General features: G+C 38.9%; 14 protein-coding genes and 1 pseudogene. 12 read left to right on the top strand and 3 right to left on the bottom strand.

What is annotated here, in order from left to right; genetic code table 11:
• Positions 1 to 131 precede the first annotated feature (131 nt).
• The 11 genes from rpoZ to panB all read left to right on the top strand — a co-directional run bounded on the left by rpoZ (position 132) and on the right by panB (position 9,540).
• Complete coding sequence (gene rpoZ / locus ACFIMQ_RS02295) at positions 132 to 530, top strand: DNA-directed RNA polymerase subunit omega (protein WP_375607725.1); 399 nt, start codon at positions 132 to 134, stop codon at positions 528 to 530.
• A gap of 130 nt (positions 531 to 660) precedes the next feature.
• A complete protein-coding gene (locus tag ACFIMQ_RS02290; RefSeq protein WP_375616108.1) occupies positions 661 to 2,886 on the top strand; it encodes a RelA/SpoT family protein in 2,226 nt (741 codons plus the stop codon).
• A gap of 16 nt (positions 2,887 to 2,902) precedes the next feature.
• Complete coding sequence (gene pyrE / locus ACFIMQ_RS02285) at positions 2,903 to 3,481, top strand: orotate phosphoribosyltransferase (RefSeq protein WP_375616167.1); 579 nt, start codon at positions 2,903 to 2,905, stop codon at positions 3,479 to 3,481.
• Between the two features lie 93 nt (positions 3,482 to 3,574).
• Entirely contained in the window at positions 3,575 to 4,150 is a 576-nt protein-coding gene (locus tag ACFIMQ_RS02280) for a DUF2062 domain-containing protein (RefSeq protein WP_375703307.1), read from the top strand.
• Between the two features lie 37 nt (positions 4,151 to 4,187).
• A complete protein-coding gene (gene acpS / locus ACFIMQ_RS02275; RefSeq protein WP_375616110.1) occupies positions 4,188 to 4,589 on the top strand; it encodes a holo-ACP synthase in 402 nt (133 codons plus the stop codon).
• A 79-nt stretch (positions 4,590 to 4,668) separates the two neighbouring features.
• Entirely contained in the window at positions 4,669 to 5,481 is an 813-nt protein-coding gene (gene lepB, locus ACFIMQ_RS02270) for a signal peptidase I (protein ID WP_375616111.1), read from the top strand.
• Positions 5,462 to 6,169: a ribonuclease III gene (gene rnc, locus ACFIMQ_RS02265; protein WP_375616112.1), complete on the top strand. Its 708-nt coding sequence runs from the start codon at positions 5,462 to 5,464 to the stop codon at positions 6,167 to 6,169. The genes lepB and rnc overlap by 20 nt, the downstream gene beginning before the upstream one ends.
• The gene (gene era / locus ACFIMQ_RS02260; RefSeq protein WP_375703306.1) at positions 6,162 to 7,067 is read left to right on the top strand and encodes a GTPase Era; all 906 of its coding nucleotides are present in this window, start codon (positions 6,162 to 6,164) and stop codon (positions 7,065 to 7,067) included. The genes rnc and era overlap by 8 nt, the downstream gene beginning before the upstream one ends.
• Positions 7,068 to 7,092: 25 nt before the next feature.
• The gene (recO, locus tag ACFIMQ_RS02255; RefSeq protein WP_375616114.1) at positions 7,093 to 7,824 is read left to right on the top strand and encodes a DNA repair protein RecO; all 732 of its coding nucleotides are present in this window, start codon (positions 7,093 to 7,095) and stop codon (positions 7,822 to 7,824) included.
• A 43-nt stretch (positions 7,825 to 7,867) separates the two neighbouring features.
• Positions 7,868 to 8,728: a pantoate--beta-alanine ligase gene (gene panC, locus ACFIMQ_RS02250; RefSeq protein ID WP_375616115.1), complete on the top strand. Its 861-nt coding sequence runs from the start codon at positions 7,868 to 7,870 to the stop codon at positions 8,726 to 8,728.
• Positions 8,725 to 9,540, top strand: coding sequence for a 3-methyl-2-oxobutanoate hydroxymethyltransferase (gene panB, locus ACFIMQ_RS02245; RefSeq protein WP_375616116.1), 816 nt, complete (start codon positions 8,725 to 8,727; stop codon positions 9,538 to 9,540). Before panC ends, panB begins: the two co-directional genes overlap by 4 nt.
• Positions 9,541 to 9,588: 48 nt before the next feature.
• On the opposite strand, the pseudogene ACFIMQ_RS02240 reads toward panB, so the two are convergent.
• From ACFIMQ_RS02240 to ACFIMQ_RS02230, 3 genes and pseudogenes are all read right to left on the bottom strand, one after another.
• A pseudogene (locus ACFIMQ_RS02240) lies at positions 9,589 to 9,922 on the bottom strand (Arm DNA-binding domain-containing protein); the annotation flags it as partial.
• A gap of 144 nt (positions 9,923 to 10,066) precedes the next feature.
• Positions 10,067 to 10,684, bottom strand: coding sequence for a YfbR-like 5'-deoxynucleotidase (locus tag ACFIMQ_RS02235; protein ID WP_375616117.1), 618 nt, complete (start codon positions 10,682 to 10,684; stop codon positions 10,067 to 10,069).
• On the bottom strand, positions 10,677 to 11,549 hold the full coding sequence (locus tag ACFIMQ_RS02230; RefSeq protein ID WP_375616118.1) for a YgfZ/GcvT domain-containing protein: 873 nt from the start codon (positions 11,547 to 11,549) through the stop codon (positions 10,677 to 10,679). Before ACFIMQ_RS02230 ends, ACFIMQ_RS02235 begins: the two co-directional genes overlap by 8 nt.
• 64 nt (positions 11,550 to 11,613) lie before the next feature.
• Here ACFIMQ_RS02230 and ACFIMQ_RS02225 point away from each other — a divergent pair, with 64 nt between their 5' ends.
• The gene (locus ACFIMQ_RS02225) at positions 11,614 to 12,942 is read left to right on the top strand and encodes a dihydroorotase (RefSeq protein WP_375703305.1); all 1,329 of its coding nucleotides are present in this window, start codon (positions 11,614 to 11,616) and stop codon (positions 12,940 to 12,942) included.
• Positions 12,943 to 13,333 lie beyond the last annotated feature (391 nt).

The raw sequence follows: 13,333 nt of genomic DNA, 5'->3' as shown, positions 1-13,333 counted from the left end.
AATTTACTTAAAGTAAGTTCTTTAAGCAAAAAATATGAAAGTCTGTGTTGTTTTCCTTGTGTTTTATTTTGATTATTGTATATACTCTATACCCACTATGAAGTTTTTTAATCTTTAAGAAAGAGGCATAAATGGCCCGCGTAACGGTAGAAGATTGTATTGATAAAGTTGATAACCGCTTTGAATTGGTACTTTTAGCAGGTCATCGGGCGCGTCAGATTTCACAAGGGGCGCAGATTACGGTTGATCGTGATAATGATAAAAATCCTGTTGTTGCTTTGCGTGAAATAGCAGAAGAAACGTTGTCGCCTGCTGATTTAAAGGAAGATCTTATTCATTCTCTGCAAAAGCATGTGGAAGTAGATGAACCAGAAATGGCAAATGAATTTATTACCCATTCAAGTGAAGCCGAAAGTGTTTTTAATATATCATCGCAAGAAGAAGGCACTTCATTTGATCATATGTCAGAAGAAGAGCTTTTAGCGGGTATTGAAGGTTTGGTTGTTCCAGAAAAAAGTGACGATTATTAATTGCGGTAATTTATATTACAGGAGTAAATAGACCTTATCATTTAAGAGTAGTTATTTTTCTTGTCTTTATTGATAAGATGTTCATGTTCAATAAGGATTCGGGGTATGAAAAGATAAAGGATATGCTCGTATGATGCGTCAGTGTGAGCTTGTTGGGCGTGTTAAACGTTACAAGTCTGACGTAGATGAAGCTCTTTTAAACAGAGCCTATGATTATGCAATGAGAAAGCATGCACATCAAAAGCGTGCTTCGGGTGATCTTTATTTTTCTCATCCTTTGGAAGTTGCTGCTATTTTAACGGATATGCGGTTGGATGAGGCAACGATTGCTGTTGCTCTTTTGCACGATACAATTGAAGATACAAGCGCTACACGAGCAGAAATTGATCAGCTTTTTGGTTCTGAAATTGGGAAGTTGGTTGAAGGGCTTACGAAGCTTAATAAGCTTGATCTTGTATCAAAGAAAGCTGTACAGGCAGAAAATCTTCGTAAACTTCTTATTGCTATTTCTGATGATGTTCGTGTTCTTTTAGTCAAACTTGCTGACCGTCTTCATAATATGCGTACCCTTGGTGTTATGCGTGATGATAAGCGTCGACGAATTGCTGAAGAGACGATGGATATTTATGCGCCACTTGCGGGTCGTATGGGTATGCAAGATATGCGCGAGGAATTAGAGGATCTTTCTTTCTTTTATTTAAATCCAGAAGGTCATCGTACGATTACCCATCGACTTTCTGAGTTATTGAAACACAATCGTGATTTGCTTTCCACAATTGAAAATGAATTGACAAAACTTTTTTTGGAAAATGGCATTAAAGCAGATGTTAAAAGCCGTCAGAAAAAATCTTATTCAGTTTTTCGCAAAATGGAAAGTAAAGCACTCTCTTTTGAACAGTTATCAGATATTTTTGGATTTCGTGTAATTGTTGAAACAGTCAATGATTGTTATCGTGCTCTTGGTGTCATTCACACGACATGGCCGATGGTTCCTGGTCGTTTTAAAGATTATATCTCTATACCAAAACAAAATGATTATCGTTCTATTCATACAACAATTGTAGGACCTTCGAGACAACGCGTTGAATTGCAAATTAGAACGGCTGCTATGGATGAAGTTGCTGAATATGGGGTTGCTGCTCATTCCATATATAAAGAGCATGGTTCTAATTATTCGACTTCAAAGTTATCAAGCGAAACGAATGCCTATGCATGGTTGCGTCAAACGATACAATCTTTGTCTGATGGAGATAATCCGGAAGAGTTTTTAGAACATACAAAACTGGAGCTTTTTCAAGATCAAGTTTTTTGTTTTACGCCAAAAGGTCGATTAATTGCTTTTCCTAAGGGAGCTACGCCTATAGATTTTGCTTATGCTGTCCATACAGATATTGGTGATTCTTGTGTGGGCGTGAAAATCAATGGTCGTATTATGCCTTTAATGACCAAATTAAAAAATGGTGATGAGGTTGATATTATCCGTTCACATGCTCAAATTCCACCAGCTGCATGGGAATTCCTTGTTGTTACAGGTAAAGCGCGTTCAGCTATTCGACGAGCAAGTCGTGCAGCGGTACGTAAGCAATATTCGGGTCTAGGATATCGTATTCTTGAGCGTTCATTTGAATATATGGGAAAGCAATTTTCAAAAGACCTTTTGAAGAAAGTTTTGCCACGTTTAGCACGTAAAGATGTCGAGGATGTATTGGCTGCTGTTGGGCGTGGAGAGCTGTTTTCTGCTGATGTGATTAAAGCGGTTTATCCTGATTATCAAGATCACCGTGTAGTACAAAAGCCCTCTTTTAAGCCTGGGGAAGAGGGGTGGTTTAATATTGAAAATGCTCAAGGGATGATTTTTAAAGTCCCAGAAAATGAAAAGGATGAAATGATTGAGAATCATCAATCTAAAGCATTACCTATTCGAGGAACCCGTGGAGATATACCCGTACGCTTTTCACCTGAAGGAGCAGTGCCTGGAGATCGGATTGTTGGTATTATGCAGCCAGGGGCTGGGATCATTATTTATCCGATACAGTCTTCGGCTTTGATGGCATATGATGATCAGCCAGAACGGTGGATTGATGTCCGCTGGGATATTGATGCCCAAATGAATGAACGTTTTCCTGCACGGATGAATATTTTGGTTGTAAATAGTCCTGGTTCTTTGGCTGAAATTACGCAAATAATTTCTGCTAACGATGCCAATATCCAGAATTTATCTTGTATCCGTACAGCACCAGATTTTACGGAAATTATGATTGATTTGGAAGTTTGGGATTTAAAACATTTGAATCGTATTTTTTCTCAGTTAAAAAAGGCAGGTTCAGTAAGTACAGTACGGCGGGTTCATGGATAAAAAGAAAGATTTTACAATGAATACACAAGATGTCATTGATATTTTTAAACAAGCAGATGCTATTCTAGAGGGGCATTTTATTTTAACATCGGGGCGCCATAGTGCGACTTATATGCAAAAGGCGAAAGTATTTATGCATGCTAATTTGACGGAAAAGTTATGTCGTGGATTGGCTGAAAAAATCAAAAATTCTATCGAGGGAAAAATTGATTATGTGGTTGGTCCTGCAATTGGCGGCCTTATTCCTTCGTATGAGACTTCACGTCACCTTGGGGTTCCTTCTCTTTGGGTAGAGCGTGTAAATGGCGTCTTTGAATTGCGTCGTTTTGAAATCAAGAAGGGCGCACGGGTTGTTATTGTCGAAGATATTGTGACAACGGGTCTTTCCATTCGTGAGACTGTTGAAGCGCTCGTTACAGCAGGAGCAGAGGTACTGGCAAGTGCATGTATTCTTGATCGTTCTGTCGGGAAGGTCAATGTTGGAGTTCCATTGATTGCGCTTGCTAAATACGAGATAGCCTCTTATGCTAGTGATGAACTTCCTGCAGCCCTTTCTGTTCTTCCAGCAATTAAACCAGGCAGTCGAAATATTTAATTGTCGTGCTATTTTTTTTGTGCAAAAGATTAAAAAGATTAATTTGGATGATATAAATTATTTTATCATCAAAAGATGTATATTGAGAGTCATATGCTTTTTCGTCGTCGAGAACCAATAGATTTTGTAACGCGTATTCGACTTTGGTTATGGCCGCGTCGTTCATTTTCTCGCTCGTTATGCTACATACATAAACGTATTTTGCGTATATCAGCAACACCGCATGAAGTTGCATTAGGGGTTGCTGTTGGCATTTTTTTAGCGTGTTCCCCTTTCTTTGGGCTGCATATTATTTTGGCAATATTTTTTTCTTGGATTTTGCGTGCAAACTTTGCTGCCGCAATCATTGGGACGATTTTTTCTAATCCACTTACATTTTTATTAATTGTCATGGCTGATTATAAAGTAGGCTATTTTTGTTTATCGTTTTTTAGCGATGTCAAAGAGATTTCTCTTTCTCAAATACGTGCTCTGTTTAATGGTTTGACATTATCAAATCTCTCTCTCCTTTTTAAAGGCGCATGGGACACAATTATGAGTCCTATGATTTTAGGGGGAACTCTTTTAGGTATTGTTTTTGGTGGTTTATCTTATATAGGTGTTTACAGAGCAACGGTTCGTTTTAAACAAAAACGATATCAGAAGATTATAAAAAAAAAAGGCGTTTAAAGAAGCGTTCATCGTAGGACAGATCGGGTAATATCTTATGATTATTGGTCTTGGAAATGATCTTGTTGATATACGACGTATTGAGAGGATGTTGGTTCGTTATGGTGAGCGTTTTATCCAACGTATTTTTACGGATATTGAAAGGACTAGATCCGAAAATCTTAAAAAAAGGTCTTCTTCTTATGCAAAAAGATTTGCTGCGAAAGAAGCATGTGCTAAAGCCTTAGGAACGGGAATCGCTTATGGTATCAATTGGAAAGACATGGGGGTAGTTAATTTGCCGTCTGGAAAACCAACAATGCAATTAACAAGTTGTGCGCAAGTGCAACTTCAAAAGTTATTACCTCCTCATCATGATGCAGTTATTCATCTCAGCATAACAGATGATTTTCCTTGGGCGCAGGCATTTGTTATTATCGAAGCACTTCCACGTGGATAGATAGCGTGAGAGATTGTGCTTTTGTTATTTGAATATTATGATAAAAAAAGTTATATCTGAGATGAGAAGGCAGTTGGTGATGATCCAAAAAGATAAAGTGCATAAAAAAGAAAAAAAAGGTGGAATTCTTGAATTTATCTCTGTTTTAATACAGGCTTTGCTTTTAGCCGCGTTTATTAGAGCAATTTTTTTTCAGCCTTTTAGTATTCCTTCCGGTTCAATGCGTCCTACTTTGCTTGTGGGGGATTATCTGTTTGTTTCTAAGTATGCATATGGGTATTCTCGTTTTTCCCTCCCCTTTTCTCCTCCTATTTTTTCCGGACGTATTTGGGCATCTCAACCTCAACGTGGAGATGTCGTCGTTTTTCGCTTACCAAGTAATCCGAAGATTGATTATATAAAGCGCGTTGTTGGACTACCAGGTGATCGTATACAAGTTCGTCAAAGTGTTCTTTATATTAATGATGAGGCTGTTTCGCGTCACTTTATGGGAGAGATTGATAATTCTGATATAACAGAAGTGAACTATCCTGTTAAGGTTTATCGCGAGACAATGCCTAACGGTGTTAGCTATGATACACTTGATTTAGCTTTCATCCCCAAAGTTGACGATACAGAAGTCTTTGAAGTTCCTCAAGGACATTATTTTATGATGGGAGATAACCGCGACAATTCAGATGATAGTCGTTTGGATGTAGGCTATGTTCCAGAAGAAAATCTTATTGGTCGCGCGAGCGTGATTTTCTTTTCTATCAGTAATGGTTCAAGTGGTTGGCAGATTTGGCGTTGGCCATTTGATGTGCGTTGGAAGCGTTTGTTTTCTTTCATAAATACGGTTCATGATTTGCCGCTTATCAAGCAAGGAAACAACGATGAAACGTCTAATGATTGATCAGCTTGTCAAGCTGACGGGACATCGTTTTAAAGATGAAGAGAGATTAAAAAGGGCATTAACACACTCGAGTGTACAAGATTCGGAACAGGGGAATTATGAACGGCTAGAATTCCTAGGGGATCGGGTTTTAGGGCTTTTGATTGCAGAAATGCTGTATCAACTTTTTCCTCAGGCAAGTGAAGGTGAATTATCAGTCCGTTTGAATCATTTGGTCAATGCACAGACATGTGCTGATATTGCGCGCGAAATGAAGCTTCCTGATATGATCCACGTTGGTTTTGAGATGAGAAATTTCGAAGGGCGTCGTCTCATCAATATGCATGCAGATGTCGTGGAAGCTTTAATTGCTGTGATATATCTCGATGGAGGATTAGAAAGCGTTCGTCCTTTTATTCAAAGATATTGGCAAAGTCGGGCAAAAAAAATGGATGCTGGTCGACGTGATGCCAAGACAGAATTACAGGAATGGGCGCATATCCAAGGTAATGCACAACCACATTATCAGGTTATAAAACGTTCAGGTCCAGATCACGATCCTGTTTTTATGGTAGAGGTAAGTATTTCTGGGTTTGCTTCAGAGATTGGGCAGGGAAGTTCCAAAAGATATGCCGAAAGAATGGCAGCTGAAAAAATTTTGCGACGAGAGGGTGTCTGGAAAACAGTAGGAAAAAATGATCATGAGTGACGTTATGAAAATGCGTTCTGGATTTGTTGTACTTATTGGGATGCCTAATGCCGGTAAATCGACATTGGTTAATCAATTGGTTGGAACAAAGGTTTCAATTGTAACGCATAAGGTCCAAACAACACGCACTTTGATCCGCGGTATTATCCTTCATGACGATGTGCAAATTGTATTGGTCGATACACCAGGCGTTTTTCGTCCCAATAAGCGGTTAGAGCGGGCTATGGTATCTGCTGCTTGGGGAGGCGCTAAAAGCGCCGATGTCCTGCTCGTTTTAATTGATGCTCAAAGTGGCATTTCGGATGAAGTTTATAGGATGTTAGATATTGTAAAAAATATGAAACAGGAAAAAATTCTTGTTCTTAATAAGATTGATACAGTTGTTAAATCGTCTCTTTTAGCGTTAACCGCTAAAATAAATGAACGTGTGAAGTTTGCACAAACATTTATGATTTCTGCTCTAAACGGTTCTGGCTGCAAGGATTTACTTCATGCGTTGAGTAACATGATGCAGGAGGGGCCATGGTATTATCCGGAAGATCAGGTTTCAGATATGCCCATGCGTCATCTTGCTGCTGAAATTACGCGTGAAAAACTTTTTCTTCGTCTTCATGATGAACTTCCTTATTCTTCAACTGTTGAAACAGAAAGCTGGGAAGAGCGTTCAGATGGTTCTGTTAAAATTAATCAAGTTATTTATATCGAGCGTGAGAGTCAGAAAAAAATTGTTTTAGGAGCAAAAGGCGATACAATTAAAGCGATTGGTCAAGCCGCTCGTAAGGAACTCATGGAAATTATGGATCAAAAAGTTCATCTTTTTCTTTTTGTGAAAGTGCGTGATAATTGGGACGCCGATCCAGAGCGTTATCACGAAATGGGATTGGATTTTTTAAAATAAGATTTTTAAAAATAATTTAATTAAAATGAAGTGGAAAGAGCAAGGCGTTATTCTTGGTACACGCCAATATGGTGAGACAAGTGTTATTCTTGAAATTATGACACGTGAACGTGGTCGTTATATGGGAGTGGTAAAAGGGGGACGTTCGCGTCGTATGGCCGCTCTTCTTCAACCTGGAAATTTTGTTGAGGCTGAATGGTGGGCGCGTTTAGAAGAACATTTGGGGATTTTTCGGCTTGAAGCTCTTGATTTGCATGCAGCTCGATTAATTTGTTTACCAGAAGCGCTTTATGCTTTGCAATTGATAGCTTTTCATTTACGGCTTCTTCCCGAGCGTGATCCCCATCCCATTTTATATGATATTTTACACATTTTTATGCAGAACTTTGATGAACCATTTATCAATGCGGAATTGCTGGTACGTTTTGAAATGCGGCTTCTTGAAGAACTTGGTTTTGGTCTTGATTTATCTTGTTGTGCTGCAACAGGTCGTCAGGAAAGGCTTTATTATGTATCGCCAAAGTCTGGACGGGCTGTTTGTGAAGAAGCAGGGGAACCTTGGAAAAAAAAGCTCCTCATTCTCCCACAGTTTCTTGTGCAAAGAGCAACCCGTCCTGCTGATTTTAGTGACATAATCAATGGTTTTATACTAACTGGATTTTTTCTTATGCGTCATGTTTGGGAGCCACGAGATATAAAGCAGCCATCAGTACGCATGAATTTGATACAATTGTTTAAGCGCCGATTTGGTATGTAAGCGTTAATTTGTTGATCTGATAATAATTGAATAGAATGGGAAAATGAAAATTTTAAAGACAATTGCTGAGGTTCGCCGATATACTTCAGAGAAGCGGCGTTTAGGTCTTTCGATTGGTTTTGTTCCAACAATGGGGGCACTCCATGAGGGGCATCTTGCATTAGTACAGTGTGCAAGGGCAAAGTGTGACTGCGTATTGGTGTCTATTTTTGTTAATCCAAAGCAATTTGGACCGCATGAAGATTTTGTGCAATATCCAAGAGACTTGAGGAGCGATTGTGCTTTATTAAAAACGGTAGGTGTTGAATGTGTTTTTGCTCCTTCTGTAGAAGAAATGTGGCCACTGGGAAATGAGACAATTGTGAAGGTGGAAAAATTATCACGTATTTTGATAGGAAAATTACGTCCAGGGCACTTTTGTGGTGTAACGAGTGTTGTTGCTAAGCTTTTTAATATTGTTCAGCCCGATAAGGCTTTTTTTGGAGAAAAGGATTTCCAACAAATTTTAATTATTCGGCGTATGGTTGAAGATTTGGCTTTTCCTGTTGAGATTGTTGGAGTTCCTATTTTACGTGAAGCAGATGGTGTTGCGCACTCTTCACGCAATCAGTTTTTAACATTAGAAGATCGTAAAGCTGCCAAAATTATTCCTGAAAGTGGGAAAGCAGCTGAAAAGCTTTACCATGAAGGTGAACGGTCAGTTGATAAGTTATGCAAAACCGTTCGTGATATTTTACAACAAGAAACGCGTGCAATCATTGAAGCAATAGATTTACGGGATATGGAAACTTTACGTGTGATCAAAGGAACATTGAATAAACCGGCGGTTTTACTCCTTACTGTCCGCTTTGGTGAGGTAAGACTTATTGATCAATATATATTGCAAGAGAAGGGTGAAAAATGAGTGTACATAAAACTGTCAAGCGTATAACGTCTTCCGAAATACGCTCAAGAAAGGGACAACAGCCGATTGTTTCTTTAACAGCTTATCAAGCTTATACTGCACGGATTGCTGATCCATATTGCGATATCCTTTTGGTTGGTGATAGTGTTGGCATGGTTGTATATGGGTTTGAGACAACGCTTCCTGTTAATTTAGATATGATGATTGCACACGGGAAAGCCGTGGTGCGTGGGTCTCAAAAAGCTCTTGTTGTTATTGATATGCCTTTTGGATCTTATGAGGAAAGTCCAGAGCAAGCTTTTTTAAATGCATCGCGCATTCTTGCACAAACGGGGTGTGGTGCAGTTAAGCTTGAAGGTGGCGTTTATATAGCCGAAACAATAGATTTTTTGTGTAAACGTGGCATTCCAGTGATGGGGCATATCGGTCTTACACCCCAAGCAATGAATCGTTTTGGTGGTTTTAAAACACAAGGACGCAAGGAGAATGATTGGCAAAGTATTGAAGCAGATGGAGCAGCGATTGAAGAGGCAGGTGCTTTTGCTGTTGTTTTAGAAGCAATGGTTGAACCTTTAGCGGTGAAACTGACAGATAAGCTTTCTATCCCTACGATCGGTATAGGGGCGTCCAATCAATGTGATGGGCAAGTATTAGTTATGGAAGATATGTTAGGTTATGGTGCCCATGTGCCAAAATTTGTTCGTCGTTATGGAAATCTTGAACAAGCCATGGAAATTGCAATCAAGAATTATGCAGAGGATGTTACCTCCCGTGCTTTTCCAGCGGATAATGAGGTTTATAAACTAAAATAAATTTCAGTTTAAGATCAGCAGTTTGAAAAGAGAACATTTGTTGTTTTGATAATGAATGTGCATTATTTCACGTATTTTATATGCAATTTGAGCTGTGATTTTTTCCATTTCTTTAATGGAGTCACGCCTCTCGTGCAAAATAGAACGCCATTGGGTCGCTAATTCACGTGCTTTTTTAAAGAAAGCTTTCTTAAGGCACCCAATCCCATTTTGCGACGGCGTTCGTGAATGCTATAACGGTAAGTCCCCTATGAAGTGTATAAAATTTATAGAGACTCCCGTCTTTACGCTTCATAAGAGAGCAAGCCGGTATCATCACACACTTTGCCAATTTTCAATGTTGCGACAGCGCTTAGCACTTGAGATGGTTCATAAGAGGCATTTTAATTTTTTCTTTATAAACAGATTTGAAATGAGTGAAGCTTACGATATTAGGAGTTCTCATTCAAAATGAAAAAACAATGAATTATTATTATAAGTCAGTGTGATGAGTCTGTAATGACAAGGAATCAACAATGCGAAGGGGCTATAATCTTTGGACATCCAAGTCATTAAAGCGCGTTAAAAATGCGTTTTCAATGTGTTGGGTAGAATAGGGGGATAAATTAAGATCATCGGGTAAAATATTATTGGGAGAGCCAAAATAGCGAAGGGCTTCTTCTGTATTAAATCCGGCAAGCGTAATCGCTTCATAATATGCAGCGATACGATCGGCTTGTTTAATTTTTTTTAAAAGTTTTTGAGAAAGATCAACGGGAAGAGAAAAACGCATGTGGATAGCATCTTGGATGCGCTTTTCAACGCGTTCATATTGTTTTCCTATGACAGCTTTAAAAGGGGAAATCATATCACCGATGACATATTCCGGTGCATCATGAAGAAGAGCATAAAGACATTCGTTGCTCTGCGATTGTGGGAAAAGTTTTTGAAATATTTGTTCAACCAAAATTGAATGTTGTGCAACAGAATAAGCATGTTCTCCTCGTGTTTGACCGTTCCAACGTGCTACGCGAGCAAGTCCATGGGCAATATCTTCAATTTCAACATCAAAAGGAGAAGGGTTGAGAAGATCAAGTCGCCTTCCAGAGAGCATTCTTTGCCAAGCACGTGCTTCTCCATTTTTTAATAATTCAGCTTTAGCCATGAGTGTTTTCTATAGTATTTTCAGGAAAGGTAAAATTCATATTTTCAGCAATGCTTATAGTGACAGGAATGTTTTTTACAGTAAAGGGGATGTTATGATCCACAGCATCTTTGACGTGGTCAATACGCATTAAAGCAAGAGCCTCATTTTCTACACATGTTCCCAAGTAGCCAAGCACTTTTGTTCCTGCTTCAATACTAGATTGAGGGGTTAATTTACACTGGCCTTTTACAATAAAAATACGGCGACGTGCTGCTCGGCGGTGGTGCATTCGTGAAACAACTTCTTGTCCAATATAACACCCTTTGTTGAATGCAAGTCCATTGATTTGATCGTAATTAATATCATGAGGAAAGACTTTACCAACTTCATAATCTTGACCACTTTCCGCAATTGCATAACGGATACGCAATTGATTCCACAGGTTATGATATTCTGAAGCCAAAAAAGATGTTTTGCCATAGATTCGTATTATTTTTTCTTTTTCTGGGAATCGTTTATCAACAAAACCTGAATCAAAATTTAAAGTATCTGATTCATTTTTCCAAGAAACTGTAACAAGTTCTTGGAATGGTTGTGTAATTTCTATTTTTTTACGCAGTTTATAAAGCAACAGACGCTTGTGGAATATATCAGCTAAAGGCATGATAATATCAATCAGATAACCATCTTCTTTTTTGCCAATAAGAAAATCAGCAAGAACCTTTCCTTGAGGGGATAAGAGAGCTCCAGGGAAAATTTCTTGCGGGCTGATTTTTTTTACATCTGTCGTGATCAGGGATTGCAGAAAATCTGTTGCTTCTTCGCCTGTAATTTGAATAATTGCGCGATTTTTTAAGCAAATGGCATTTTGTTTTTCAATCATGGTTCTTGCCTTTCTGCTCAAAGTTACATAATCGATAAGAGAGGAATATGTAAGGAGCGTGACTATGTTTAAAACATTTGATACAATTTTTAAAGGTGCAACACTTGTAAATCATGATGGAAGAAGCAAGCGTGATATTGGTGTTACAAATGGCCGTATTGCTGAAATTGGCGACCTTACATGTGCATCGGCAGGTGAGGTGATTGATTGTACGGGGCTTCATATTTTACCAGGAATTATTGATAGCCAAGTGCATTTTCGTGAGCCAGGAAATGAATATAAGGAGGATTTGGAAAGTGGCTCGTATTCTGCTGTGTTAGGGGGGGTTACGGCAGTTTTTGAAATGCCTAATACCGATCCATTGACAACATCAGAAGAAACATTAAGCGATAAGGTTCAACGCGCATTTCATCGAATGCATTGTGATTTTGCATTTTGGGTTGGAGGAACGCGTGAAAATGCTCATGAACTATCTGAATTAGAAAGACTTCCTGGTGCGGCTGGAATTAAAGTCTTTATGGGATCCTCTACCGGTGATCTTTTGGTTGATGATGATGAAAGTGTACGCCTTATTTTGAAAAATACACGCCGTCGTGCGGCTTTTCATTCTGAAGATGAAGCGAGGCTCAAAGAGCGTAAAGTATTGCGTATTGAAGGGGATGCATCATCACATCCGATTTGGCGTGATGAAGTTGCGGCATTAAAATGTACGCAGCGTTTGGTAAAAATTGCGCATGAGACGAAGGCTCGGATTCATGTGTTACATCTTTCGACAGAAGAAGAAATTGATTTTCTAAAAAAACATAAGGATGTTGCAACAATTGAAGTGACACAACACCATTTGACGCTCACGGCTGATGATTATAAGAAGTTTGGTACATTAATTCAGATGAATCCGCCTATTCGTGAGTCGCGCCACCGTGAAGCTCTTTGGTACGGTGTTCAACAGGGGATTATTGATGTTTTAGGCTCAGATCATGCGCCTCATACTTGGGAAGAAAAGCTTCAACCTTATCCTTCTTCACCTTCAGGAATGACAGGCGTGCAAACAACAGCAGCAATTATGTTGACACATGTGAATGCAGGAAAGATATCTCTTGAGCGTTTTGTTGATCTCACGTCACATGGCCCTAGTCGTATTTTTGGTATAAGCTGTAAAGGACGCCTTGCTGTCGGATACGATGCTGATTTAACCATTGTAGATCTTAAGCGAGAAGAAATTATTACGAATGGCTTAATTGGTTCGCGCGCCGGTTGGACACCTTATGATGGTAAAAAGGTTAAAGGTTGGCCTGTTGGGACCATTATCCGTGGTATGCGTGTGATGTGGGAAGGTGAAATTGTTACTTCTTCACAAGGAGAGCCTGTTAAATTTATAGAAACTTTAGTGTAAACAAATTAAAATTATAAGCATGCCGTAAAATACCATCTTTTAGAGCCGTGATATAAGGCATGCTAGCTCTCTTGGCACATAAGTATTTTTTTTAATGCGCGGTGAATATTCTTAGGCTTGTTTGTCAAGCCTTTAGTACTTTTAGTTTAAGTAATAACATGGGTGAGAAGCCAAGAAGAATCTGTTCAACAAGAACCCAACCTATTGATAAACAAGCTCTGAGGGTAGGCAGGAAGCCAAAGAGCGATTTTGTTCAGGGGAAAGACGCTCACAAGAATAAAAACGTGTCGAGGAATTATTTTTCAAAAATTTCTCTATTTTCAGAGTAGGTTTACAGCTCCCCTCATTTGTGAGAGAACATGGTTGATATTGCTGAAATTGAAGAAGATAT

It is taken from the genome of Bartonella sp. AD13SXNS (assembly GCF_042196465.1).
In the GTDB taxonomy this organism is placed as follows: domain Bacteria; phylum Pseudomonadota; class Alphaproteobacteria; order Rhizobiales; family Rhizobiaceae; genus Bartonella.
The sequence above is the reverse complement of the archived record's forward strand: the minus strand, read 5'-3'. Positions and strand labels throughout refer to the sequence as shown.